The sequence below is a fragment of the Streptomyces sulfonofaciens genome, from assembly GCF_014656295.1.
Lineage (GTDB): Bacteria > Actinomycetota > Actinomycetes > Streptomycetales > Streptomycetaceae > Streptomyces > Streptomyces sulfonofaciens.
Genome location: NZ_BNCD01000006.1, coordinates 192,274 through 213,882, shown reverse-complemented (window position 1 = coordinate 213,882; position 21,609 = coordinate 192,274). Strand labels below are relative to the sequence as shown.

General features: G+C 70.0%; 19 protein-coding genes. 5 read left to right on the top strand and 14 right to left on the bottom strand.

Features of this window, described 5'->3' with window-relative positions; all coding sequences use genetic code 11:
- Positions 1–217: 217 nt before the first annotated feature.
- The 4 genes from IE313_RS12645 to IE313_RS12630 form a co-directional block, all read right to left on the bottom strand.
- Positions 218–823 (bottom strand): ClpP family protease, encoded by a 606-nt coding sequence (locus tag IE313_RS12645; protein ID WP_189931360.1) that lies wholly within the window; start codon positions 821–823, stop codon positions 218–220.
- A gap of 1 nt (position 824) precedes the next feature.
- Positions 825–1,448 (bottom strand): ClpP family protease, encoded by a 624-nt coding sequence (locus tag IE313_RS12640; protein WP_189931595.1) that lies wholly within the window; start codon positions 1,446–1,448, stop codon positions 825–827.
- A gap of 555 nt (positions 1,449–2,003) precedes the next feature.
- Entirely contained in the window at positions 2,004–2,678 is a 675-nt protein-coding gene (gene msrA / locus IE313_RS12635) for a peptide-methionine (S)-S-oxide reductase MsrA (RefSeq protein WP_189931358.1), read from the bottom strand.
- 119 nt (positions 2,679–2,797) lie between these two features.
- Positions 2,798–4,027 carry a serine hydrolase domain-containing protein gene (locus IE313_RS12630; RefSeq protein WP_189931356.1) on the bottom strand — a complete coding sequence of 410 codons (1,230 nt, stop codon included), beginning with the start codon at positions 4,025–4,027 and terminating at the stop codon, positions 2,798–2,800.
- Between the two features lie 403 nt (positions 4,028–4,430).
- Here IE313_RS12630 and IE313_RS36385 point away from each other — a divergent pair, with 403 nt between their 5' ends.
- Positions 4,431–4,925 carry a cytochrome P450 gene (locus IE313_RS36385; protein WP_373316972.1) on the top strand — a complete coding sequence of 165 codons (495 nt, stop codon included), beginning with the start codon at positions 4,431–4,433 and terminating at the stop codon, positions 4,923–4,925.
- Between the two features lie 90 nt (positions 4,926–5,015).
- Here the strand turns inward: IE313_RS36385 and IE313_RS12620 are convergent, their stop codons facing one another.
- Positions 5,016–5,918 carry a phosphorothioated DNA-binding restriction endonuclease gene (locus IE313_RS12620; protein WP_189931346.1) on the bottom strand — a complete coding sequence of 301 codons (903 nt, stop codon included), beginning with the start codon at positions 5,916–5,918 and terminating at the stop codon, positions 5,016–5,018.
- A 276-nt stretch (positions 5,919–6,194) separates the two neighbouring features.
- On the opposite strand from IE313_RS12620, the gene IE313_RS12615 reads away from it, so the two are divergent.
- Positions 6,195–6,872, top strand: a complete 678-nt coding sequence (locus tag IE313_RS12615) for a lytic polysaccharide monooxygenase auxiliary activity family 9 protein (protein WP_229924575.1) — start codon at positions 6,195–6,197, stop codon at positions 6,870–6,872.
- 297 nt (positions 6,873–7,169) lie between these two features.
- On the opposite strand, the gene IE313_RS12610 is transcribed toward IE313_RS12615, so the two are convergent.
- Positions 7,170–8,444: an MFS transporter gene (locus IE313_RS12610; protein WP_229924574.1), complete on the bottom strand. Its 1,275-nt coding sequence runs from the start codon at positions 8,442–8,444 to the stop codon at positions 7,170–7,172.
- 1,274 nt (positions 8,445–9,718) lie between these two features.
- The gene (locus IE313_RS12605) at positions 9,719–10,654 is read right to left on the bottom strand and encodes a bacteriocin fulvocin C-related protein (RefSeq protein WP_189931344.1); all 936 of its coding nucleotides are present in this window, start codon (positions 10,652–10,654) and stop codon (positions 9,719–9,721) included.
- Positions 10,655–11,461: 807 nt separating this feature from the next.
- Between IE313_RS12605 and IE313_RS12600 the strand changes: the two genes are divergently transcribed.
- Complete coding sequence (locus tag IE313_RS12600; protein ID WP_189931342.1) at positions 11,462–12,922, top strand: recombinase family protein; 1,461 nt, start codon at positions 11,462–11,464, stop codon at positions 12,920–12,922.
- A gap of 134 nt (positions 12,923–13,056) precedes the next feature.
- Here the strand turns inward: IE313_RS12600 and IE313_RS12595 are convergent, their stop codons facing one another.
- The 4 genes from IE313_RS12595 to IE313_RS12580 all read right to left on the bottom strand — a co-directional run bounded on the left by IE313_RS12595 (position 13,057) and on the right by IE313_RS12580 (position 16,564).
- Positions 13,057–14,427, bottom strand: a complete 1,371-nt coding sequence (locus IE313_RS12595; protein ID WP_189931589.1) for a replication initiator — start codon at positions 14,425–14,427, stop codon at positions 13,057–13,059.
- A 297-nt stretch (positions 14,428–14,724) separates the two neighbouring features.
- On the bottom strand, positions 14,725–14,922 hold the full coding sequence (locus IE313_RS12590) for a hypothetical protein (protein WP_189931341.1): 198 nt from the start codon (positions 14,920–14,922) through the stop codon (positions 14,725–14,727).
- A complete protein-coding gene (locus IE313_RS12585; RefSeq protein ID WP_189931339.1) occupies positions 14,919–16,220 on the bottom strand; it encodes an FtsK/SpoIIIE domain-containing protein in 1,302 nt (433 codons plus the stop codon). The genes IE313_RS12590 and IE313_RS12585 overlap by 4 nt, the downstream gene beginning before the upstream one ends.
- Entirely contained in the window at positions 16,220–16,564 is a 345-nt protein-coding gene (locus IE313_RS12580) for an SCO3933 family regulatory protein (protein WP_189931336.1), read from the bottom strand. The genes IE313_RS12585 and IE313_RS12580 overlap by 1 nt, the downstream gene beginning before the upstream one ends.
- A 179-nt stretch (positions 16,565–16,743) precedes the next feature.
- Between IE313_RS12580 and IE313_RS12575 the strand changes: the two genes are divergently transcribed.
- Positions 16,744–17,523 (top strand): GntR family transcriptional regulator, encoded by a 780-nt coding sequence (locus IE313_RS12575; protein ID WP_189931587.1) that lies wholly within the window; start codon positions 16,744–16,746, stop codon positions 17,521–17,523.
- A gap of 407 nt (positions 17,524–17,930) precedes the next feature.
- Here IE313_RS12575 and IE313_RS12570 read toward each other — a convergent pair whose 3' ends face one another.
- Positions 17,931–18,227, bottom strand: coding sequence for a hypothetical protein (locus IE313_RS12570; RefSeq protein WP_189931334.1), 297 nt, complete (start codon positions 18,225–18,227; stop codon positions 17,931–17,933).
- A gap of 329 nt (positions 18,228–18,556) precedes the next feature.
- The gene (locus IE313_RS12565; protein WP_229924573.1) at positions 18,557–19,099 is read right to left on the bottom strand and encodes an ATP-binding protein; all 543 of its coding nucleotides are present in this window, start codon (positions 19,097–19,099) and stop codon (positions 18,557–18,559) included.
- 210 nt (positions 19,100–19,309) lie between these two features.
- On the opposite strand from IE313_RS12565, the gene IE313_RS12560 reads away from it, so the two are divergent.
- A complete protein-coding gene (locus tag IE313_RS12560; RefSeq protein ID WP_189931330.1) occupies positions 19,310–20,683 on the top strand; it encodes an NsdA family TPR-like regulatory protein in 1,374 nt (457 codons plus the stop codon).
- 3 nt (positions 20,684–20,686) lie between these two features.
- Here the strand turns inward: IE313_RS12560 and IE313_RS12555 are convergent, their stop codons facing one another.
- Complete coding sequence (locus tag IE313_RS12555) at positions 20,687–21,604, bottom strand: phosphotransferase enzyme family protein (RefSeq protein ID WP_189931328.1); 918 nt, start codon at positions 21,602–21,604, stop codon at positions 20,687–20,689.
- Between the last annotated feature and the right edge of the window lie 5 nt (positions 21,605–21,609).

Below are 21,609 nucleotides of genomic sequence, written 5' to 3'. Positions count from 1 at the left end.
CGGCAGCCGACCGCCGGCTGAGCGCGGAGCGGGAGCAGGAGCGGGAGCGGGAGCGGGAACAGGAAAGGGAGCAGGATCGGAGCCGAGGAGCCGAGGAGCCGAGGAGCCGAGGAGCCGAGGAGCCGGAGGAGCAGGGGAGCTGGAGCGGCAGGAGCTGGAGCAGCGTGGGCAGGTCGCCGGGACCTGCCGGTTCACGCCGCCGTGAGCGCCCGTCGGTTCACGCCGCCGTGAGTGCCCGCCGGTTCAGCACCTCGTCCGCGAGCCCGTACGCCACCGCCTCGTGTGCGGTGAAGACCTTGTCGCGGTCCATGTCCGTGCGCAGTGTCGCGATGTCGTGGCGGGTGTGGTGCGCCAGCACCTCCTCCACCTGCGAGCGGATCCGGAGCATCTCCTTGGCCTGCAGACTGAGGTCCGACACCACGCCCTGCCGCCCACCGCTCGCGGGCTGGCCCAGCAGCACCCGGGCGTGTTCGAGGACGAACCGCCGTCCCGCGTCCCCGCCCGCCAGCAGCACGGCCGCGGTGGAGGCCGCCTGGCCCACGCAGAAGGTCGAGATGGGGGCGCGGACGAACGTCATCGTGTCGTAGATCGCCATGAGCGACGTGAAGGAGCCGCCGGGCGAGTTGATGTAGAGGGAGATCTCGCGCTCCGGGTTGTCCGACTCCAGGTGGAGGAGCTGGGCGATGACCACGTTGGCGACGCCGTCGTCGATCTCCGTGCCGAGGAAGATTATCCGTTCGGACAGCAGCCTGCTGAAGACGTCGTGGGACCGCTCGCCGTGCGGGGTGCGCTCGACCACGTTCGGAATCGTGTACTGGCCCATGTCAGCCTCCCAGCCCGATCCGCCGGCGCATCCCGGCGGGCCGTACGTCGTCGAGCGTGGCGACGACGCGGTCCACCATGCCGTACTCGTTCGCCTGCTCGGCCGTGAACCAGCGGTCACGGTCGCCGTCGCGGGAGATGGTCTCCTCGCTCTGGCCGGTGTGCCGGGCGTTCAGCCGCTCGATGGTCTTCTTGGTGAACTCCAGGTTCTCGGCCTGGATCGCGATGTCCGCGGTGGTGCCGCCGATACCGGCGGACGGCTGGTGCATCATGATCCGCGCGTTCGGCAGCGCGTACCGCTTGCCCGCCGCTCCCACGGTGAGCAGGAACTGGCCCATGCTCGCGGCGAACCCCATGGCGAGCGTCGAGACGTCGTTCGGGATGAGCTGCATGGTGTCGTAGATGGCGAGCCCCGCGGTCACCGAGCCGCCCGGGCTGTTGATGAACAGGCTGATGTCGGTGCGCGGGTCCTCCGCCGAGAGCAGCAGCAACTGCGCGCAGATCCGGTTCGCGGACACCTCGTCGACCTGGGTCCCCAGGAAGACGATGCGCTGCGCGAGCAGGAGCTCCGCGAGGTGGTCGTCGAAGCGGCTGGGAGGGGTGTCGTCCTCCTGCGCGCGTGGCATCGTCACGACCGGCCGTGACGCGGACGTCGGGACCGGGTCCCAGCGGGTGCCGAACGACGGCATGGGGCCTCCTTGGCAGTGCGCGGCTTCGGTCGCCGCGGTCGTTCTCCACTGTCGGCGGGCCCGGGCGGAAGTGGCAGGGATCTTGGCCGGGAGCAGATTCGCTGGAGGCAGAGGCTTCTTCGCCCGGGGGACCGGCGCAGGGGTGCGGGCCGAGCCGCCCGAGCGCGTCCAGGCGCCTGCGGGTGCTGCGGGACGCGGGTCCGTGCGCCTGCGGGTGCTGCGGGACGCGGGTCCGTGCGCGTCCGGCCGGGGGCACGGCGCAGGCTCCACGTCATCGAGCCCGCGCCGATGGAGACACCTGGTCGGCGCCCCACCGCCGGCTGTGGAACGCCTGCCGCGCCGTGCCGGGCCGCCGACCGGACGCTTCCGGTGCGGCGGCGGCAGCCGGAACGGCGCGGCCGGTCGTGCGGCGGCGATGGAGTGGTGCCGTGCCGGGTGCGGCGGCCACGGGGTGGTGCCGTGCCCGGAGCCGCGGCGGAGCGTGCCGGCCGGTCAGGCCGCCCCGCGTGCGGCCTTCGGCAGCTCGCTCAGCTCGACGCCCGTGCCGCCCGCCCCGCAGTAGCCCCACGGGTTCTTGTCCAGGTACTGCTGGTGCAGGGCCTGTGCCGGGTAGAAGGGGTGGTCCCCGGCGTCGAGGATCTCCGTGGTGATCGCACCGTAGCCGGCGGCGGAAAGGTCCTGCTGGTAGCGGCGGCGGGACTCCTCGGCCGCCGCACGCTGGGCGGGGGTGTGGGCGAAGACGATCGACCTGACGTGGGTGCCGACGTCGTTGCCCTGGCGGAAGCCCTGAGTGGGGTCGTGGGACTCCCAGAAGAGCCGCAGCAGACGTGCGTAGGCCACCTTCGCCGGGTCGAACACCACCCGTACCGTCTCGGCGTGCCCGGTCAGGCCGGTGCGCACCTCGTCGTCCACCGGGTGCGGGGTGAAGCCGCCCTGGAAGCCCGTCAGGGTCGTCCACACGCCCGGGGTCCGCCAGAACGCCCGCTCGCCGCCCCAGAAGCAGCCCAGCGCGAACCCGGCGACCTCGAAACCCTCCGGGCAGGGGCCCTGGAGGGGCGTACCGAGGACGGTGTGCCGCTCGGGAACCGCGTACGCGAGCGCGTCCCGTCCCACCGGCGCCTCCTCCGGCGTGGGCATGCGCAATCCCCGACCCCGCGCGAACACCATGACGCTCCCCTCGCTCCCTGCACCCGACCGGACGCGACCTCACGCGCCCGCGCCCATTGTCCGGCCGCCGGAGCCGCGGAGGAACCCACCGCACCGGCCGAACCGCGGGCACCGCCGGCTCAGTCCACCAGGGCCTGCTGAACGAGGGCCCTGAGCTGGGAGCGGATCGGATAGGTGCTGGACGGCAGGAGCTGGGTGAAGAACATGACGGTCACCTCCTCCGCCGGGTCGACCCAGAAGACCGTGCTGGCCGCCCCGCCCCAGCCGTACTCGCCCTTGGAGGCGAGCCCGTGCAGGGCCACCGGTTCCTCGACGACGGAGAAGCCCAGTCCGAAACCCGTCCCTTCGAAGGGCACCTCGCCGAACAGCCGCCTGCCGAAGGACTCCAGGTCGGCACCGCCGGGCAGGTGGTTGCGCGTCATGAAGTCGACCGTGCGGGAACCGAGCAGCCGCACTCCGTCGAACGCGCCGCGCCCCAGCAGCATCTGGCTGAAACGGTGGTAGTCGCGGGCCGGCCCGAGCAGGCCGTCCCCTCCGGACAGGTGGCGGGGCGGCTCGGTGGGGCCCTGGGAGAGGCCCTTGGCGTGGGTGATGCCGCCCGGAGCGGGGACGTACAGCGACGCGAGCCGCTCCTCGGTCCCCGCGGGAATGTGGAAGCCGGTCTCGGTCATCCCGAGCGGCTCGAAGATCCGGGTGCGGAAGAACTCGTCGAGGCGCAGGCCGGAGGCCACCTCGACGACGCGGCCCAGCACGTCGGTGGCCAGGGAGTAGTTCCACTCGGTGCCCGGCTGGAAGAGCAGTGGTACCCCGGCCCACGCGTCCACGGACCTGGCGAGGTCGTACTCCCTGGGCCGGGTCCACTCGAAGCCGCGGGCGCGCAGCATGGCGTCGACGGGGTGGGCGCGCAGGAAGCCGTAGGTCAGTCCGGCGGTGTGGGTGAGCAGGTGCCAGATGGTGACCGGCTCCGTCACGGGCTCGGTCACCGGCTTCACGTCGCTGCCGCCCCGGAACACCCTCAGATCGGCGAAGGAGGGTATGAAGCGGCTGACGGGGTCGGTGAGCTGGAAGGCGCCCTCCTCGTACAGCATCATCGCCGCCACCGAGGTGACGGGCTTGGTCATGGAGTACCAGCGCCACAGCGTGTCCGTCTCGACCGGCCGGCCCGAGGCCACGTCGCGGTGGCCGTACGAGGACAGGTGGACGACGCGCCCCGCCCGGCTCACGGCCAGCAGCCACCCAGGCAGCAGGCCGTCGTCCACGTAGCGCTGGTAGAACCGGTCCATGCGCGCGAGCCGCCCCGCGTCGAACCCGAGCTCACCGGCATCCGCCTCCACACCGAAATCGCCCACGGTCTCCTCCTCCGTACCATCGGAACCTTCATACCGTCCGGACGGTATCCCTGCGGAGGGGGCGCAGGAAGCGCGGGCACGAAGAAGGTGCCCGCCCTCGGCGCGACAGCCGTTCACCGCGCGCGGGTGCCGTCCGTCCCGGCTTCGGCCCGTGTGCGGTCGGCGCGCTCGTCTCCTGCCGGATTTTTCTTCTGCAATCCCCCGGATCCCTTGACTTCACGACAAATCGGACTAATCCTAGTAAGTAGACCGGTTGACCACGGTAGGACTCTTAGCAGAGGACCTGTCGGGTTTACCGGCCAGGCTCCCGGCGGGCTCTGAGAGCACGAAAGTGTGAAACACGAAAGTGTGGAAATGCGGACGTGTGATCGGGACGCACCGGGGGCCGTAGTCGCGGCGCACCGTGGAGGTGCGCCGTTGGCATGCGTGGGTGCGCTGTCCCGCACGGCCGTACGGGACACCGAGCTCGCCGGGCACCGCATCCCCGGAGCTCGCCGGGCACCGCATCCCTGCGGGGAGCATGGTCGTCCACAGCCCGTACGTCGTGCACCACCGTTCCGACCTGCACCGGGACGCCGACCGCTTCCTGCCCGACCGCTGGCGGCGCCGTGCCGACGGCACGACACGGGTGCCGCCGGAAGGCTTCCTGGCGTTCGGATCGGGGCCGACCCGGTGCGTGGGGGAGACGTTCGGACTCACCGAGGCCGTGCCGGCCCTGGCGTCCATCGCCGCCCGCTGGGACCTCGTGCCCGTACCCGGTCGGGCACGGGCCCTGTCGCGCAGCGTGCTGTCGCCGCACGGGCCCTGCACATGCGGCTGCGCCTGCGCCGACCGGCCCCCCTCGGCCCCGGTCGGCCCGGTCCGTGACCGACTCTGTCCGGACCGGTGCTCTCCGTGACCGGCCCTGTCCGGTGGGGGCTCTCCCGCTCGGTGGGGCTTCCCGCCCGGCGGTGGCTTCCCGCCCGGCCGGCACCGGTCCCTCCCCGGGTCAGATCCCGCCGACCACCCGTGCCGCGCCCCGGAAGACCTGCGCCGTGTGCCAGTTGACGTTGTCAGGAGCAACCGGAGCGCTGCCGTTCTGAGGTCCGATCAGTGCGCGGCCGGCAAGGTCGAGCACATGGCTGCGGGCTGCCGTGCTGCGTCCGACGAACTCCTGCGAGACGATGATCCGGCGCCCGGCGTCGAGGCCCAGCACCCCCTTGTCGAGAAGCTTGTGGTGCAGGGAGCACAGGCACAGCGCGTTGGAGAGTTCGTCCGCGCCCTGGAACGCCCACCACCGTACGTGGGCGGCCTCCAGCCCGACCGGCACCCGTCCGATCGCCCCGTCGAAGCCGCAGAAGGCGCAGCGGTACTCGTACGCGACCAGCACCCGCCTGCGCAGGTCCGCCGCGCGCCGCCGGTCTCCCGGTGCCGCGGCGGCCCGCACGGCCCTGTCGGGCACATCGAGGTCGAGCCCCACGTCGGAGGCGATGTCCGAGTGGAGCGAGGGCGGGAAGTGCACCTCCAGCAGGACCTGCGCGAGCCGGCCGACCAGCGCCGGGTCGCCCGAGAGCGCGGACCGCAGCTCCGGGACCAGCCGCCCCTGCGCACCGCTCTCCCGCAGCGCGCGGACGCCCGTCCCCGAACTGGTCGTGCCGCGGTCCGTCAGCACCTCCCAGACCCCGTCACCGGCCAGGTGGTGGAAGGGGTAGGAGGGCGAGGTGCGGTGCGGCGGTCCGTAGTCCTGGAGCAGCGCCTTCAGGTCGTGCTCGATCTCCGAGTAGCGGAGCGCCCGGTCGGGCTCCCGCTGGAACCGTCCCAGCGCGTACAGCAGCAACAGCGGCTTGTGCGGGGCGCGTAACCCGTTCCGCGACCACTGCCGCAGGTTCCCCACCCGCTCGATCCAGTCCATGCGACGGACTGTAGGACGGTCGGGGACGGGGCGCGCCGGCGGGCCCTCGCCTCCCGTGCCTCCCTTTCCCCTGACCGGTTGCGGTCCCATGGCCCGGTCCCATGGCCCGGTCCCATGGCCGGTTCCGTTCCCCTGCCCGGAACCGGCCGGAAACGGTCGGCTGTTGTCACGAGTCACCGCCATTTGGAGCGTTTCAGTGACCCGCCCCAGGGAACACAGGGCAATGGGAGCGCTCCCAAACCGGACGACATCCACCCCTCCGGACGAGGAGTCGCAGTGTTATCGCTGAGACCTGAACGCACCGACGCACATGGCTGGCCCCTCCGCGCCCTCCTTGCGGTCCTGGCCGCCGCCATGCTCCTGGCGACGCCCTTGTTCAGCCCGACCGCCTCCGCCCACGGCTCGACGGCGGACCCCGTCTCCCGCAACTACGGCTGCTGGCAGCGCTGGGGCAGCGACTTCCAGAACCCGGCCATGGAGCAGCAGGACCCCATGTGCTGGCAGGCCTGGCAGCACGACACCAACGCCATGTGGAACTGGAACGGCCTGTACCGCGAGGGCACGGGCGGCGACTTCAAGGCCTTCATCCCCGACAACCAGCTCTGCAGCGCCGGCCACACCGGGGACGGCAGGTACGACTCCATGGACACCCCCGGCCCGTGGAAGACCTCGCGGATCAGCAGCAACTTCACCGTCGACGTCCTGGACCAGGCCCTGCACGGTGCCGACTACCTCCAGGTCTACGTGACCAAGCAGGGCTACAACGCCGAGACGGACGCCCTGGACTGGGGCGACCTGCAGCAGGTGGCCACGACCGGCAGGTACGCGCCCGCCAGCCACTACACCGTCGGCGTCAGTGCGCCCGGCCGCACCGGTCACCACGTGGTCTACACGATCTGGAAGGCCTCGCACGCGGACCAGATCTACTTCTTCTGCAGTGACGTGACCTTCTGACGCAGTGACGTGACGTTCCGCGCGACGGCGCGCGACCGCGGGCCACCGGAGTCGTCCGGCCGCGGCCGGACGCACACTCCGGCCGGACGCACACTCCGGCCGGGCGTGCGCCCCCGCCGGCTGCGCGGCCCGGCCGGCCCCGGGTCCGGCCCGCCTCGGCCCCGGCCCGCCGCCGGCCCGCCCGGCGCGTCTCCGACGGCATATCGCGGTGCGGTGTGCCGTCGGGCGACAGGGCGTGCTCGGACCCACCGCGGAGTACCCGGCTGCCGTGGGACCGGGCCTCGCCGTGGGGAGTCCTCAGTCCCGGGCGCCCGGCCCGGGCACCGCCTTCGAGGTGCCGGGGTCCTCGGGCGGTGGCGGCTGCGGGGCCGGCACCTGCGTGCTCGTGCGACGGGTGCCCTTGGTGGCGAACTCCGAGTAGCGCGGCACCCATCGCAGCAGGGCCGCGGCCGCGACGACGCCCATGCCGCCCATCACGGCGATCCCGGTCGCCAGACTGCCCAGCGCCGCGGCCGCCGACACGACGAGCGGTCCGCCGGCGCTCCCCGAGTCGGCGCACAGCCGCCAGACGCCGAGGAACTGCGAGCGGGTCCGCGGCGGCGCCACATCCGCGCCGAGGGTCATCAGGATCCCGCTGCCGATGCCGTTGCCGAACCCGATGAGCAGGGCGACGACGGTCAGCGAGGCCAGTCCGTGCGTGAGCGGCAGAGCGGCCTGGGACAGTCCCAGCACCAGCATGGAGGGCACCGCGATCCACAGCCGGCCGGCCCGGTCCATCACCTTCCCCGAGGGGTAGAACGTCAGGGTGTCGACCAGCCCTGCGATGCCGAAGATGACACTGGTGGACGACGGGCTCTGGCCCAGGTGTTCGGCCCACAGCGGCAGTACCGTCTGCCGGGTGGCCCTGACCGAACCCACCAGGAGGACGGCGAGGCCGAGGGTCAGGAAGACCTTGCGGTGCCGGCTCACCACGGTGCGCACCGAGACGGGCGCCGCACCGCCGGGAGCGGCCTTGGCCGGGTCGGCGATGTCGGGCACGACGAGCAGCGCCACGACGGTCATGACGGTGAACAGCAGCGCCAGCCAGTAGATGTCCCGCAACGGCCGGCCCGTCAGGACGGCGGCCCCGATGAAGGGGCCGACGAAGGCGCCGACCCGTGACATGCCGCCCAGCGTGGACAGCGCCCGGGCCCTCAGCCCGGTGGGGACCACCTCCGCGAGGTAGGACTGCCGGGCCAGGATGAACACGGCGTTCGTCGCCCCGGTGGCGGTCACCGCGAGGGCGAGCAGCCACACGCGCGTGGCCAGTGCGCACCCGGTCAGTGTCACCATCGCGACCCCCGAGGCGACCAGCATCGCCTTGCGGTCACCGAGTCTCGCGGCGAGTGCGCCGGCCGGTACGTCCCCGAGGATCTGCCCCACCCCGAGGAGCGCGAGGACCAGGCTCGCGGTACCGACGGAGGCCCCGAGCGCCCTGCCGCTGAGCGCGAGCACCGGAGCGAGGGCGCCCATCCCCGTCTCGAAGATCAGAGTCGGCAGGAACACGGCCGGTATCAGGCTCCGGAGGGTCACGGGACGGGAACTCACCTGCTGCGGCCTCACTTCGGTGGTACGGCGCCGTGGCACGGGGCTGTCGGCGGACGGAACCGCCGGCCGATCGCAACGCGGGGTCCCGGGGCCATTGAACACCAGTGCGGGACCGGGCCGACGGTCCCCGCGCGCTGATCGGGTGGGACGACAGCCCCCCGCCCGTCCGCTGCCCGCCCCGCCGTCCGGGGTTCCTGGAAGGCGGTCGTCCAGGGGCGCCTCGGTCTCTGTGCCGTACTGCTCCCCGACCCGAGGCAGTGCGGGCACGGGACCCTGTGACCGGTTGTTCGGCCCGGGCGCGGGCCCTTACCGCCAAGCGGGCGGGACTTTCGACCCGTCCACCACGGCGCGGGGCCGAGGGAGCGATCGGCACGCACACTGGTGGCTTCCCAGCGCAGCCGGGAGAGACCGTGGACGACCCCAGCCGCCCAGGAGGCCGGAAGAACGGCGGCGCGGACGGCCACGGGACCCCCCACGGGACCCTCGCTCAGCCGGGAGTCATCGGCATCGCGCTTGCCGCCGTGCTGACGGTCACCCTCGCGCAGGGTTCCTGGCAGTGGTTCGCCACGTACATCGGAGCGACGCTTCTCGCACTGATCTTCTGCTTCCGCCGCCTGCCGACGTGGGCGCCCGGCCTCCGGTCCGCGTACGCCGTGAACCTGGCGGCGTACTCGCTGGTTGTGGGCCTGTGCCTCGCGATCGCGCCGGCTCCGATGCTGCAACGCTGGGCGTGGCTGTTCCCGGTCCCCGGCACCCGCAGCCAGTGCCGCGGGCTGGGACGGTTCGAGCGCGCACGCGTCACGGCCCCGCCAGCGGACCCCGCCGGTCGCGAACGTGCCGCCCTGGCTGACGCACGGAGCATCCGGAGCCATGACGCCGTGGCCGACTGCCTGGCGGGCCACGACCCTCTGGCTGGCGGTGTACGGACTCGCGGCGGCCGTGGTGGTGGGCCCGTGCGCGTACTTCCTCGACCGGGCTCGGGCACGCCGGAAAGCGGCGTCCGCGAAGGGCGGTCCCCGCCGCTGACCGCCCGAGACCTCGTCGCCCTGTTCGCCGGTCCTAGAAGGCGCCATGGCGAGACGACCGGGCGGCACCCGCGCGCACGTCCGTGCCGTCGGCCCGCCCCCAGCCGGGCGCACCGGATCCGACCCCGCGGCCCGGCCTGCTTCGCGTGTCAACCACCGCCTGGACCGCCCTCGCCACCACCCTCAAGTACCCCAGCCGGTCATGGGAAGGCGTGTGCTCCGAGCAGGGGTGGCTCAGATGCAGTACCCGTCGCATGCTCCCAGCCACAGTGGACCGCAGCCGTAGTCGGTCCAGTTGCAGTAATACGGATTGGCGTAGCACACCGTGTCGCAGCTTCCGATCGTTGCGCACTGGGAATTGCAGTCGAGGACCTGGATGCTCTCGCCGCTCCGCGGCGTCACACTCTGTGTGTCGGCAGGGCCCAGCGTCATGAGCATCGCCTGCGCCCCGCTTTCGCCGAACGCCGCGGCAGCCGCCGTTCGTAGCCCTTCGAGGGCTGTTCCCTGCTCGCGCCCCGCGATGATCTGCGGTGCCAGCCGCGTCGCGTCGTCCAGGACGGCGGACTGCTCGGCCGACAGGCCGGGATGTGTCTTCCGGTAGTTCGCGAAGTGCGCCACCCACAGATCGCTCCGAGCCGAGGCGGACAGCGCCCCGTAAATGGCGCGCCGATAGTCCGCGGGGTAGGAGGCGAACTCGGAGTAGCCGGAAGGCAGCCGGTCGAGATTGGCCTTCACCCATCGCGACGCCTTACTGCCCTTGGCGCGGGTCAGGGCCTGCGCGGGTGAGGCTGCCAGGCCGCCGGTGATCAGAAACGTTCCCAGGGCCAGCCCCGGCACGGCCTTGAGGATCCCTCGGCGGCTCGGGGACCGCAGCACATCGAGACCGCGGAGCGCGCGCACCACCCGCAGCGAGTCCGACGGCCCCAACAGCCGCGCCAGGCGGAGGGACAGTGCGGTTCCGGTCCAGGCCCGCACCTGGTCGCCGTTGACCGCCAACAGGGTCGGGGCCCACTCGGCCCCTTCCCCCAGGGCACGCGTGCGCAGGTCGCGAATACGGGGTTCCTTGAGGCCCGCGGTCGTCAATGTGCCGTCGACGGACGCGCGAACCCGATTCACCACTTCTTCACAGAATCGACAGTCGGCATCGAATGCCAATATCCACTCGGTCACAAGCTTCCCCCTGTTTATGTGGCAACCCGTCCCACGGTGCCCGTCCGGCCTGATTTTTCGCGCCGATCCTAGCGCGCCGTCCAGCATCTTGGCGTGCTTCGGGTCCACCTGAAGAGAAACTGTTTACCGAGGTACGGGGAAGAAGCGGGAATCATCTCGAAAATAACCGAAAGGCCGCACGGTCACAGCTCCTGCTCACGAAGGGAGCACACCCCATTCCCCCTCGCCGGCGAGTTCCTGGCCCTCGATCCTTCTTGGTGGGCCCGATGACGAAAACGGCGACTCGTTTCGCCACCGGCGGCCGAGATCGGGCAGGCGGAGGGCTTCTGGAAGCGGTGCTGCCGGATGTGGCGGCCGAGGAGGAGCCCGCGAGCGTTGTTGCGGCCACCGTCCGGTCCGCCTCTGCCGAGTACCCCTGCGCCACATGTGACGGGTGCCGGGAAGAGACACCGGATCAGCAGGGCAGCCGAGAGAGCGACCATCAGCGCGGGGCCGGCGCCCTGTTGATCCACGCGGCGATCAACAGGGCGCCGGCAACTGCGCCCCACCACTGACCGAGACCGCCCAACGCCCTGCTCTTGGTCCTCGAAGTCGCCATGCCGGGATAAGTCCCGAGCCAAGTGACGGTTCATGCTCCAAAAGATCAGCGTGTCTTGAACCCAACGCGGAACGGCTCGCTTTGGATGACACGCTGTGGTCGGACGGTCCCCGTAAGCAATCGGATTACCTGGCTTCGGGCTCAGGAGCCGGAGCGATCCCCACCGGGCAGGCCACGCCCGTCCCTACGAGAGTGTATCCATGTGACCCATGGCGAACTTGACGGGAACGCGACGAGCAGCGATCTACTGCCGGATCAGCCAGGACCGGGGCGGCGCGGGACTCGGTGTCGCACGGCAGGAGGAAGACTGCCGGGCACTGTGCGCCCGCCTGGGGTGGGATGTCATAGCCGTTCACACGGACAACGACGTCAGCGCCTATTCGGGGGCGACGCGCCCGGAGTGGACGGAACTCCTTGGCGCAGTGCGCCGTGGTGAGATCGACGCGATAGCGGTATGGCACGTGGACAGGATGACGCGCTCACCGCGCGAGCTTGAAGACGTCATCGACCTTGCCGACCGGCACGGCGTCGAGCTGGCTACGGTGAGTGGTGAGATCGATCTTGCGACACCGACCGGCCGCATGGTCGCCCGGATGCTCGGTGCCGCCGCTCGCCACGAGGCCGAGCACAAGGCAGAGCGTCAGAAGCGGCAGCGCCGCCAGGCGGCGGAGGCCGGCCGGATAGCCGGGGGAGGGAAGCGCCCGTTCGGCTACGAGGACGACCGCATGACCGTGCGGAGTAGCGAGGCCGAGGTGATCCGGGAAGGCGTCCGGCGGGTGCTGGCGAACGAGAGCCTGGCGAGCATCTGCCGGGACTGGCAGACGCGAGGCATCCTGAGCCCGGCGGGCAAGCCGTGGAAGCCGAGCGGACTGCGCCGTCTCTTGGCATCGGCGCGAATCAGTGGTCGCCGTGAGCACACACCGCGTGGGTCGTGGGAGAGCACCCGTCCGCTGCTCGGGGAGATCGTTGCGGATGGCGTGTGGCCCGGCATCATCAGCCACGAGGACTCGGACCGTGTGCGGAGAATCCTCAGCGACCCGGCGCGACGCCAAAGGGTCGAGGGCACGACGAAGCGGAGCTACCTTCTTTCCGGCATTCTGCGGTGCGGGAAGCCGAAGGAGAATGGGGAGTCGTGCGGGTGGCCCATGAGCGGACGTCCACGCAGCGGCGTACCCCGCTACGTCTGTCCCAATGTTCCGGGAACGGACGCGTGCGCAGGTACGGCTACGAACGCCGAGCGTACTGACGAGCACGTGCGCGACATGGTGTTGGCCGCTCTGGAGTCGCCTGCCTTCATGGAACGTCTGCGCGGGCAGGATGACGCCGGGAGCGAGTTGTATGAGGAGATCCGGGAGGACGAAGAGGAGCTTGAAGCGCTTGCCCGGGACATGGGCGAGCGCAGGATCACCCGTAAGGAATGGATGGTCGCCCGCCAGTCCATCGAGGAGCGACTGAATCTGAACCGGGCCAAGCTGTCGAAGGTCTCGCGGGCTGCGGTCCTCAGTGGGTTCGTCGGCACGTTCGAGGACATGCAGGAGCGATGGAAGCAGATGAACAACTCGCAGCGCCGGGCCATCGTCACGGCGTGCGTACGGTCGGTGGAGGTGAGTCCCGCGAATCCACGGAAGCGGTGGGACCCTGACCGGTTCGTCTTCGATTGGGTCGCGTAGCTCCAGCCCGCGAAGAGGGGCGCACCGGTTCGAACAACTCGAAAACTCGCGCTATCTGCTCGATCACGGCGAAATCCTCTATCACCGAGGGCAGCCCTTGACGCGCCCGAGAGGCAGCGACCCTTTGCCGCAGTTCACTGGGCACCAATGGCGCCCCCGGTGGTCCTGAGTGCTTCGTCTCGGATGGTCTCTCGATTCGTCGTCGCATCTGTTGCTATGCCGAAGGCGATGAGTGTCCCGGCGGGGGAGTGGCCGGAGCCGACGTAGCGCCAGTAGGCGTCCGTCACCGTGCCGGGCCTGTCCGTGTGGCCGGCATGCTCCGCACGCTGGGCACGGAGCGCGGCATACGTCGTCGAGTACGCCCGGGACTTCGTGAGGATGTGCCCCCGATAGCCGAGGGTGTGAGCCCAGTCCCGTAGGCGTAGGGGCGCATATTCGGGCAGGCCGCCGAGGCGCCAGGAGGTGCGCATGAGGGTGCGTACATGGGGACCCACGGCGGCAGCGTCAATCTCGTCTGTGGACGAGATCCGGTGGTCGAGGCCGGCCCCGGTTTCGCTGGCTCCCTTGGTGACGTACTTGGCCACGTACGCGGCCACGGCGTCATCGTCGGGCCCGCCGTCGTTAGTGCGGATCGGGCGTACGTCGATCTGGGCGCCCCAGGAGAGTGCGAGTTCGCCGACCGCGGGACTGTAGGGCGTCATCGCCGTGACTCGCCGGGCGGCAGTGCGCACGGCTTCGGTGAGCCGATCCACCGTTGCCCAAGACGGGGCTTCATCGTCTGGGCCAGCCGGGCCGTCGAGACGGACCACCGCGTGAATGTGCACGGCTCCGCGCCGCTGGTACTCGGCAACTCGGGCGAATGAGAGCCGTGCGTGTGCGGTGAAGTCGGATTGGGCGAGGCCGGCCGCGGAGGCGAGCTGTCGCCGGACGCCCAGGGCGAAGCGGTCCCAGAGCTTCCCTGCGTGTGCGTGCCACAGGACCTGGGACACGTAGTCGTAGCAGTCCGGGCAGAGGGGCTGCCCGACCGCGGTGTCAGCAGGGTCGTGGACAAGTCCGCAGCCGAGGGGGCGGCCGTGTTCGCAGGTGCCGCCGTTGCGGCGGGGGCGGCAGATGTCTCCGGTGCGGTGGACGGGGCCGAAGGACGGTGCAGTCAGGGTGACGAATAGCCGCGGATGGTGACGGACGTCCGTGGGGACGCCTTTGCTGCCGAGGAGGCCGGCGCGGACCAGGTGGAAGGTGTCGCCTGCATGGAGTCTGGAGCAGGGGGCGCAGACGGTGGCGCGGCGGTTGCGGCAGCGGATGAGGAGGCGTTCGCCGGGTTCGTCGTGGGTGTCGTAGTGGTGCAGGATCTCGCCGGTGTCCGGGTCCAGGGTCGTGATGGAGCCGGAGAGGTGGACCGGGTGGGCGCAGCCGCCGGTAGCGGTGACCTGCTGAAGCCAACGGGGGAACTTGGGGTCTTGGGCGAGGCGTATGGCGTCGCGGTCGATCTCGGAGAGGTGGCGCAGGCGCGCCGCGGAGTTGAGGGCGGCGCGCCTGTTGCCGGCAGTGGCATCGGGTGTGATGGAGGTGCCCTTTCGGGGTGGGCCGCCGAAGCGGCGCGGGTGGTGGGTGGTGGCGCGCTGTGGTTCATGGGGTCCTCCCTCTCTTGGTTGGGTGGGGGTGGGTCAGCGGATGGTGCCGGTGCCTCGGCAGATGCGGCAGCGGCGGCGCCGTCCGGTCCAGGTGGTGCGGGCACCCTCTCCCTTGCAGTGGGGGCACCTCACGCGGGGCATGGGCATGGGGGGGTAGGGGTTCCTTTCTGCTCAGAAGTGGGAGAAGCCGCTGAAGATCCAGGTCACGAAGCCATCGATGGTGGCGACGGCGGGCGTGTGGCCGAGGTAGACGCCGAAGAGGGCGATGCACACGGCTTCCCAGACGCGGACGTCGCGGGAGCGGACCAGGAGGACGGTGATGATCCCGAAGAGCACCACGAGGGACACGGCGACACCTGTGCTGATCACTTCTCGCCTCCTGCAAGCGCGTTCAGGGCACGGTCAACGGCGGGCATGTCGGGGGTCAGGTCGGCGTACTGGTGGGCGGTGGCCGCCGCCTGTTTCGTGGTGGTGAGGTGGGAGCGTGCGCGGCTCCAGCCGCCTTCAGGGCCGGTGCACACGGCGACGCCCTTCTCTTCCGAAGTGATGGACTGAGCGACGGTCACGGCGTCCTTGTTGAGGTCGCCGAGGGTCATTTCTGCGGTGCCGGGGTCGTTGACCCTGTGGCAGATGCGTCCGCCGAGCTGCGCACGCAGGGCAGTGACGCCGGGGCCGAGGTCGGAGCCGACGCGTTGCCCTGCCACGACCAGGTGCATGCCGAGTGCGGCACCGAGCTGGGCCAGGCGCAGCAGGAGCGTGGAGCACTGCTCGGCCTCCGCCTTGCCCTCCCGCGTGCCGTCCGACAGGTACAGCTCCGCCAACTCGTCGACGATCACGACGACCGGTACGGGCCGCAGCTTCTCGGGCAGTTCCCAGATGGAGCGGACCCCTGCCGTACGGCAGGCGCGCATGCGGTCGTGCATGTCGACGACGAGCGCGGAAAGCACCGCCACCGCCTCACGCCGGCACGTCGTCAGCGCGCTGAGCCGGTCGGCGAAGAGGCCCAGTTCCATGCCGCCTTTGCAGTCGATCCCGATCAGCGCGACCGGTTGTGGTGCCAGTTGGGTGATCAGTCGGGCCAGCAGGGTGGACTTTCCGGAGCGGGTGGCGCCGGCTATCAGCCAGTGCGGCACCATCAGCAGATCCATCACCCACGCTGTGCCGTTCTCCAGCACGCCGACGAGTGCGGACAGCAGTTGCACCGGAGCGGTGACCAAGCCCGGACGTTCGAGCGGGTCACTGCCCGTCGCCGTCAGCAGCACGAGACCCCGGTGCGGGGACGTCACCCGCACGGCGTGCACCTTCCATGCATGTGCGAGCGCATCGGCCGCCCCCGCGAAGGTCTGCGGAACCTGGCCCGGATGCAGCCGCACCGCCACGGTCAGTCCCGTCCGGGTCGGCCACGGGAACGAGATGCGCGGCGCGACGGGCCGCAGCGGCTCCCCTTTGACGAGGAGGTCACCGATCAGGCCGCGGGGCGGGCGCCGGGAGATGGCGAGGTCGTTGAGGATGGCGACCTTGCGCCAAGTGCTCAGCACCCGCCACGCGGTGGGCAGGTAGCCGCTCAGGTACCAGTGCCAGGCCGGACGCTTGCGGCGCAGCAGGTTACCGAGGAACAGCGACCAGACTATGACCACTAACGCGGCCACGAGTACGAACGTGGTCATCAGGCCGCACCGCCCTTCGGTGCAGCGCTGCCGTGCACGGGCGTGATGGCGTCGGCCCGGAAGCTGATGCCGTGCCGGTCGCCTATCGCCCAGGCGAACGCCACCAGCCCGGTGACCTTGATGACCTGTCCCTCTTCGAGCCCCTTGGGTTCGCCGGGGACGGCGATCTCGATGACGGAGATGCGCCGCCTGTCCTGCCGGACGGTCACCGCCACGGTGTAGACGGTGTTGCCGTCCCGGTCCTTCTTGACCTCCCCGGTCTCGGCGTTGCTGATCTTGGCTTCCGGCGGGATGGCGCACCGCAGTACGCCGAGCCGGGTGGTGTCCACGGGAATGGACTGCATTCTGTGCGGCCTCCTTGGCCATCTGCGTCAGCCCACCTGGCTGACGTCACTTGTCCTAACGAGTTACGACTATGAAGGGCTATGCGGTCCGAGCGCAAGTGCTTATGCTGACGAGTGACGCCGCGCGTGCGACGTCCCTACAACTGCCCTACGACCACGACGACCACGAAGGTGCCGAGATGACGGAGATCCAGCGCCCCGGCGCGCTGTATCAGCAGGTGGCCGCAGCCATTCGCGAAGCGATCCTCTCCGGCGAGTTCGCCCCCGAGACGCTGTTGCCGTCCGAAGCCCAGCTCATGGCCCGCTACAAGGTCTCGCGCCCCACCGTCCGCAACGCCATCGCCGCACTGCGCGCGGAAGGACTCATCGAGGTCCGCCACGGCAAAGGCAGCTTCGTCCGCTCCGACGGCCAGCCCACCGTCACCCTCGACCGCCGCGTAGGCCGCACGCCGGAAGGCCGGTTCGCCATGCCCAACGGCACCGTGTGGGACGAGGCCGAAGCCCCCAGCGTCTACCGCACCCACACCACCAAGGACACGGCCCCGCTGCTCGCCCTGAACGAGGAAGAAGCCCTCTTCGGTTGTGACCGATTCCTGGTCGACCGGGCCACCGGCGCCCGCACCATGCAGCGCACCCTGATCCCTTTCGAGATCGCCGAGTCCGTTCCGAAACTCGCCGAAGCCCCGGACCGCGCGCCCGCGTCGATCTACGCGCTGCTCGCCGAGGCCGGCCACGAACTGTGGTGGTCGGAGACGGTACGCGCCCGCATGCCCCTGCCCGACGAACGCGCTGCCCTCCGCCTTCCCGACGCAACCCCGCTCCTGCACCTGGCCCGCGTCACCCACGGCACCGACGACCGCCCCCTGATCCTCGAAGAACTGCGCGTCGGCGCGGACCGTGCCGAACTCGCCTACCGCATCAGCCCCGACGACCCCACCACACGCCACACCCCCACCTGAGCGTCGAAGCCGATCTGTCGAAACTTTCTCTACTTCCTCAAGGGCGCGCCTGCGGCGCGCCGGGGCGCCCGGCCGCCCCGGCCGGGCATGCGGCGTGACCGCCGGTCCCGTCCGGTCGCCCGACGCCCCGCACCACGCGCCGAGGACCGAGAAGCGCCAGCCGACCGACGCTGGCCGGGGCCTGGGTGGCTGGGGGTCGGCGGCCTCCGAGGCTTTAGACAGCTCCCATGGGGCGAGCCTCGAAGAGCAGGGGGCCAATCGGGCACTACAGCGGGCAGGGCAGGTGCCTGCCCGATTCGCCGGGCCAGAGTAAGGCCCCCTGCTCACTCGCCCCATGGCAGCTACCGTCCAAAGCCTCGGAGGCCGCCGACGTGCCCACGTGACCCGCTCACCAGCAAGAAGATGCCTCACGCTGCACCGCCGCCGTCCTCCGCCCGCGCCTCAAGGAGCCGTGAGAGTCGGTCCACGGCGCCCGGCCAGCCCGCCAGCCGCACCACTCCGCGCCCGGTCTCGTTCGTCGAGGCGACGGCCCGTACGGAGGACAGCTCGAAGCCCGCGCCAAGGAGCGCCCGGTTCAACCGGTCGGCAGCCTCGTGTGCCTCACGCCATGCCGCGATGTAGTCGACGCCGGACCGCCACAGCCCCGAGTCCGCGCCCGGCATGTCGAGACCATCGCTCAGCCAGCCCTCACCCGAGCCAGTCACCTTGCCCCACCTCTGCCCTGATCTAGGTAATGAATCGTCAACTTCCTTGGGACCAGGGCTAAACCGCAGCACGGCGGCCCCGGTACCATCAGGCACCGGGGACCGCCGTGTTCCCAGCCGGGCCACCCTTCGCTTTCCAGGGCAGAGGGGGTGGCCCGGTCTCGGTATGTGTTTGTGAGGCGCGGCTCCGCAAGCACGGGAGCCAGGGCCCCCAGGGGAGCTGGGGAACCGCGCCTCCGGCCGGAGAGGTCAGCCTCCGGTCATGAACCGGGCCGCTGCTCAAGTACGGTGGCAACAGGACGAGAGCAGCGCCCCGGGGTCTGTCAGGCCTAGAAGGCCCTCAATCGGTCGAGGTCGAAGCGGCACCACACGCTCTTGCCGCCCTTGACTCCTGGTGACCACCACACCGACTCGGCCAACCGTTGAGTGATCAACAACCCGCGCCCCCGATCCGGCACCATCGCTTCGAGCAGGCCGCCTGCCAGATTCGGCGAGACGAACTCACCCGGTGGGAGATCGGGGGGAGCCGAGTCCTCGTCCGAGACCGCGAGGATCAGCACCTCGGGCCACGTCATCACCGTCACGTCGATGCGCCGCCCTGCACCGGGCTCCGCCAGGTGGTTGTCAGGCACGGCGTGATGCACGACGTTGGCGACCAGTTCCGAGACGACGAGCTGGGCGGCGTCAACCGCGTGTGACAGCCCCCATGTCTGGAGCGAGGAACGGATCATGTCCCGCGCCGCCTTTGCACAGTCCGGCGATTCGGCGTAGACCGTCAGCGAACGGAAGTGCCCGTTCGCCGCATCGTGCATCGAGCGACGCGGAGCGCCTACCGCCAAGGTGTTCGCTGCGTGTTTGCTCTCTCGTGCCACCACCGCGTTCCCTCCCGAGCGCTGACGGACTCCGTAGTCCGTTGATCTGTGGCGACCAGTGAACGACTGCGGAGGCTCGGGCGGGAGAGTTCACCTGGGGGTTCAGATGCACACCGGCAAAGCCAAGGGGGGTTCAGTAATGAACCCCCCTTGGCGACACTGCTGTGACACGATGAACGCTCGCCCTCATTCTCGGGTTGGTAGGAGAGCATGAGCCGAGAGCCGAACGCCCAGTTGATGGCCGTCATGCACGAGGCGAACGTCTCGAACAAGGGCCTCGCAAAACGCATGACGGACGAGGCCGCGCAGCGCGGAATCGATCTCGGGACCACACACGTCGCGGTGAAGCGATGGCGAGAAGGCGCCGGCATCAGACCGCAGACCGCAGCGATCATGGCAGATGTGCTCTCCGCCAAACTCGGGCGCCGCGTCACACCGGGTGATCTCGGATTCTTCGACCACACCAAGTCGACAACCCCCGAACCGGTCAGCTACCCGGGTACCGTTCCTGACGTCCTGGCCGCCCTTGACACCCTCGCCCAGGAGCGCGCCGACGTCCCCGCCTCGGACGAACTGATCATCGCGGACGCCGACCTCAGTTCCGCGGTCCTGTCGTGGATGATCGCCCGCCCCGACGGCATCCAGCCCGAGAGGCCCGCTCATCAACGAGTCGGCATGCGCGACGTCCGCGCGATCAAGGACGCCGCGGGCACGTTCATGGCACTCGACTTCAAGTACGGCGGTGGCCACGGGCACAAGGCGCTACGCCACTACTTCCGGCACGAAGTGCTGCCGCTCCTCGATGCGAGCTACAGCGAGAAGGTGGGCACTGCGTTATACGGCGCCGCCGCCGAGGTCTCCCAGTTGCTCGCATGGACCGCGTACGACGCAGGAAACCACCGACTCGCCCACCGCTACCTCACGTCCACACTGCGCCTGTCCCAAGTCATCGACGACCGCATGTTCGGCGCCCGCATCCTGGGCAACCTCAGCCACCAGGCCAACTACCTCGGCAACCACGCCCAGGCCATCCAGCTATCCCGTGCCGCCGTCGAGGGCGCCAAAGGCCGAGCCACCCCACGTGCCATGGCCTTGAACTCGGCCATGGAAGCCCGCGCCCTGTCGAACGCAGGCCACCAGGCCGCAGCAGGCCGCGCCATGAACGAAGCAGAACGCCACTTCGAACGGGCCGACACCGGCGAAGACCCGGCATGGCTCAGCTACTTCGACCAGGCAGAACTCATGGGCGAACTCTGCCACTGCTTCCGCGACCTCAAAATGCGCCGAGAATCCGTCAACCAGGCCCAACTCGCCGTAGACAGCACTGACCCGAAATACGCACGCACCCTGGGCTTCTGCCGAATGGTCCTCGCCCAGAGCCAACTACTCAACGGGGAGCTGGAGGCCGCCGTCACCACGGCGAGCCTCGCAGTCGACGCCGGCGACTCCCTCCAGTCCACACGCTTCCAGCGCTACGTCACCGACTTCCAGACCGAGGTCAGCGTGCACCTGACGAACCCCGCAGTGGCTGCCTTCAACGAGAAGGTGCACGACGCGCTTGCCCGCCTGGACGAGGACGACTAGCAGCTACCAAGGACGCCAGTTCCGAGGCGCATCGTCGTTCCGCAGACCCGCCATGCGCCGCCGATACTCGGCCGCCGTCTCCTCGTTCTCCTGGATGTTCTGCATGAGCCACGTCGTCATGCCGAACTCCTGGATACCTCGCAGCGTCTCGTACCCAGGCCACTCGTACAGGTCACGTCCGTACGCAGCCACGAAGTCGGCGTACTGCTCGTCGGTCTGCCAGCCAAGGCTGTGATGCTCCACAGACGTAACCATGAGATCCCACTCAGGATGATCGAAGCAGAAGGCCTCAAAGTCGATCAGAATGGCCTGCCCCTGATCATCCACCATGAGGTTCTGCACATGGGCATCCCCATGCACGGGCCCCTTTGGAGTCTTGAACGTCAACCCCGTGAACTTGTCTTGCAGCTCTCGCCACCGCTTCCGCAGGAAGACCTTGTCATCGTCCGGAACCGCCGCACGGTCAATCCTTAGCTGCTGCTTGTCGAAGGGAGAGAACGACGGAAGGTCATCAAGCGCATCCGGCAGAGACAGCGAGTGCAGGTCCCGCAACACACCGCCTAGCTCACCGTAAGTCGCCTTCCGATCACCCTCAGCGATCAGACGCCAGAAGGTCACGGGATGCCCCTCGATCAACAGCGGCTGCTCCAGGTCATCGACGATGCGAGCAGCCGAGAACCCTTCCTCCGCCAGCCACCGCGACACGGCCACTTCCTTACGAGCAGTGGACAGCCACTCTTCCCCTCGCGTCACGCGAACGACCACCGGTGCCGAGACCAGCCGAAACAACGCGTTCTCCCCGAGCCGGATCAGCTCTGCCCCTCCGTCATCGAGCCCCGCAGCCCGACACGCGGCAACCATCACTCGCGTAGCCCTCGCCGACGTGAACCCCTCTTGCGTTCGAGCAGCATGAGCCGCCATGCCCG

Bases quoted from the DNA above. Each gene is read 5' to 3' on its own strand.
- msrA (WP_189931358.1), bottom strand. From the start codon at position 2,678: ATGGTGTTCGCGCGGGGTCGGGGATTGCGCATGCCCACGCCGGAGGAG.
- IE313_RS12600 (WP_189931342.1), top strand. From the start codon at position 11,462: ATGGCGAACTTGACGGGAACGCGACGAGCAGCGATCTACTGCCGGATC.
- IE313_RS12580 (WP_189931336.1), bottom strand. From the start codon at position 16,564: ATGCAGTCCATTCCCGTGGACACCACCCGGCTCGGCGTACTGCGGTGC.
- IE313_RS12645 (WP_189931360.1), bottom strand. From the start codon at position 823: ATGGGCCAGTACACGATTCCGAACGTGGTCGAGCGCACCCCGCACGGC.
- IE313_RS12640 (WP_189931595.1), bottom strand. From the start codon at position 1,448: ATGCCACGCGCGCAGGAGGACGACACCCCTCCCAGCCGCTTCGACGAC.
- IE313_RS12575 (WP_189931587.1), top strand. From the start codon at position 16,744: ATGACGGAGATCCAGCGCCCCGGCGCGCTGTATCAGCAGGTGGCCGCA.
- IE313_RS12620 (WP_189931346.1), bottom strand. From the start codon at position 5,918: ATGGACTGGATCGAGCGGGTGGGGAACCTGCGGCAGTGGTCGCGGAAC.
- IE313_RS12585 (WP_189931339.1), bottom strand. From the start codon at position 16,220: ATGACCACGTTCGTACTCGTGGCCGCGTTAGTGGTCATAGTCTGGTCG.
- IE313_RS12555 (WP_189931328.1), bottom strand. From the start codon at position 21,604: ATGGCGGCTCATGCTGCTCGAACGCAAGAGGGGTTCACGTCGGCGAGG.
- IE313_RS12560 (WP_189931330.1), top strand. From the start codon at position 19,310: ATGAGCCGAGAGCCGAACGCCCAGTTGATGGCCGTCATGCACGAGGCG.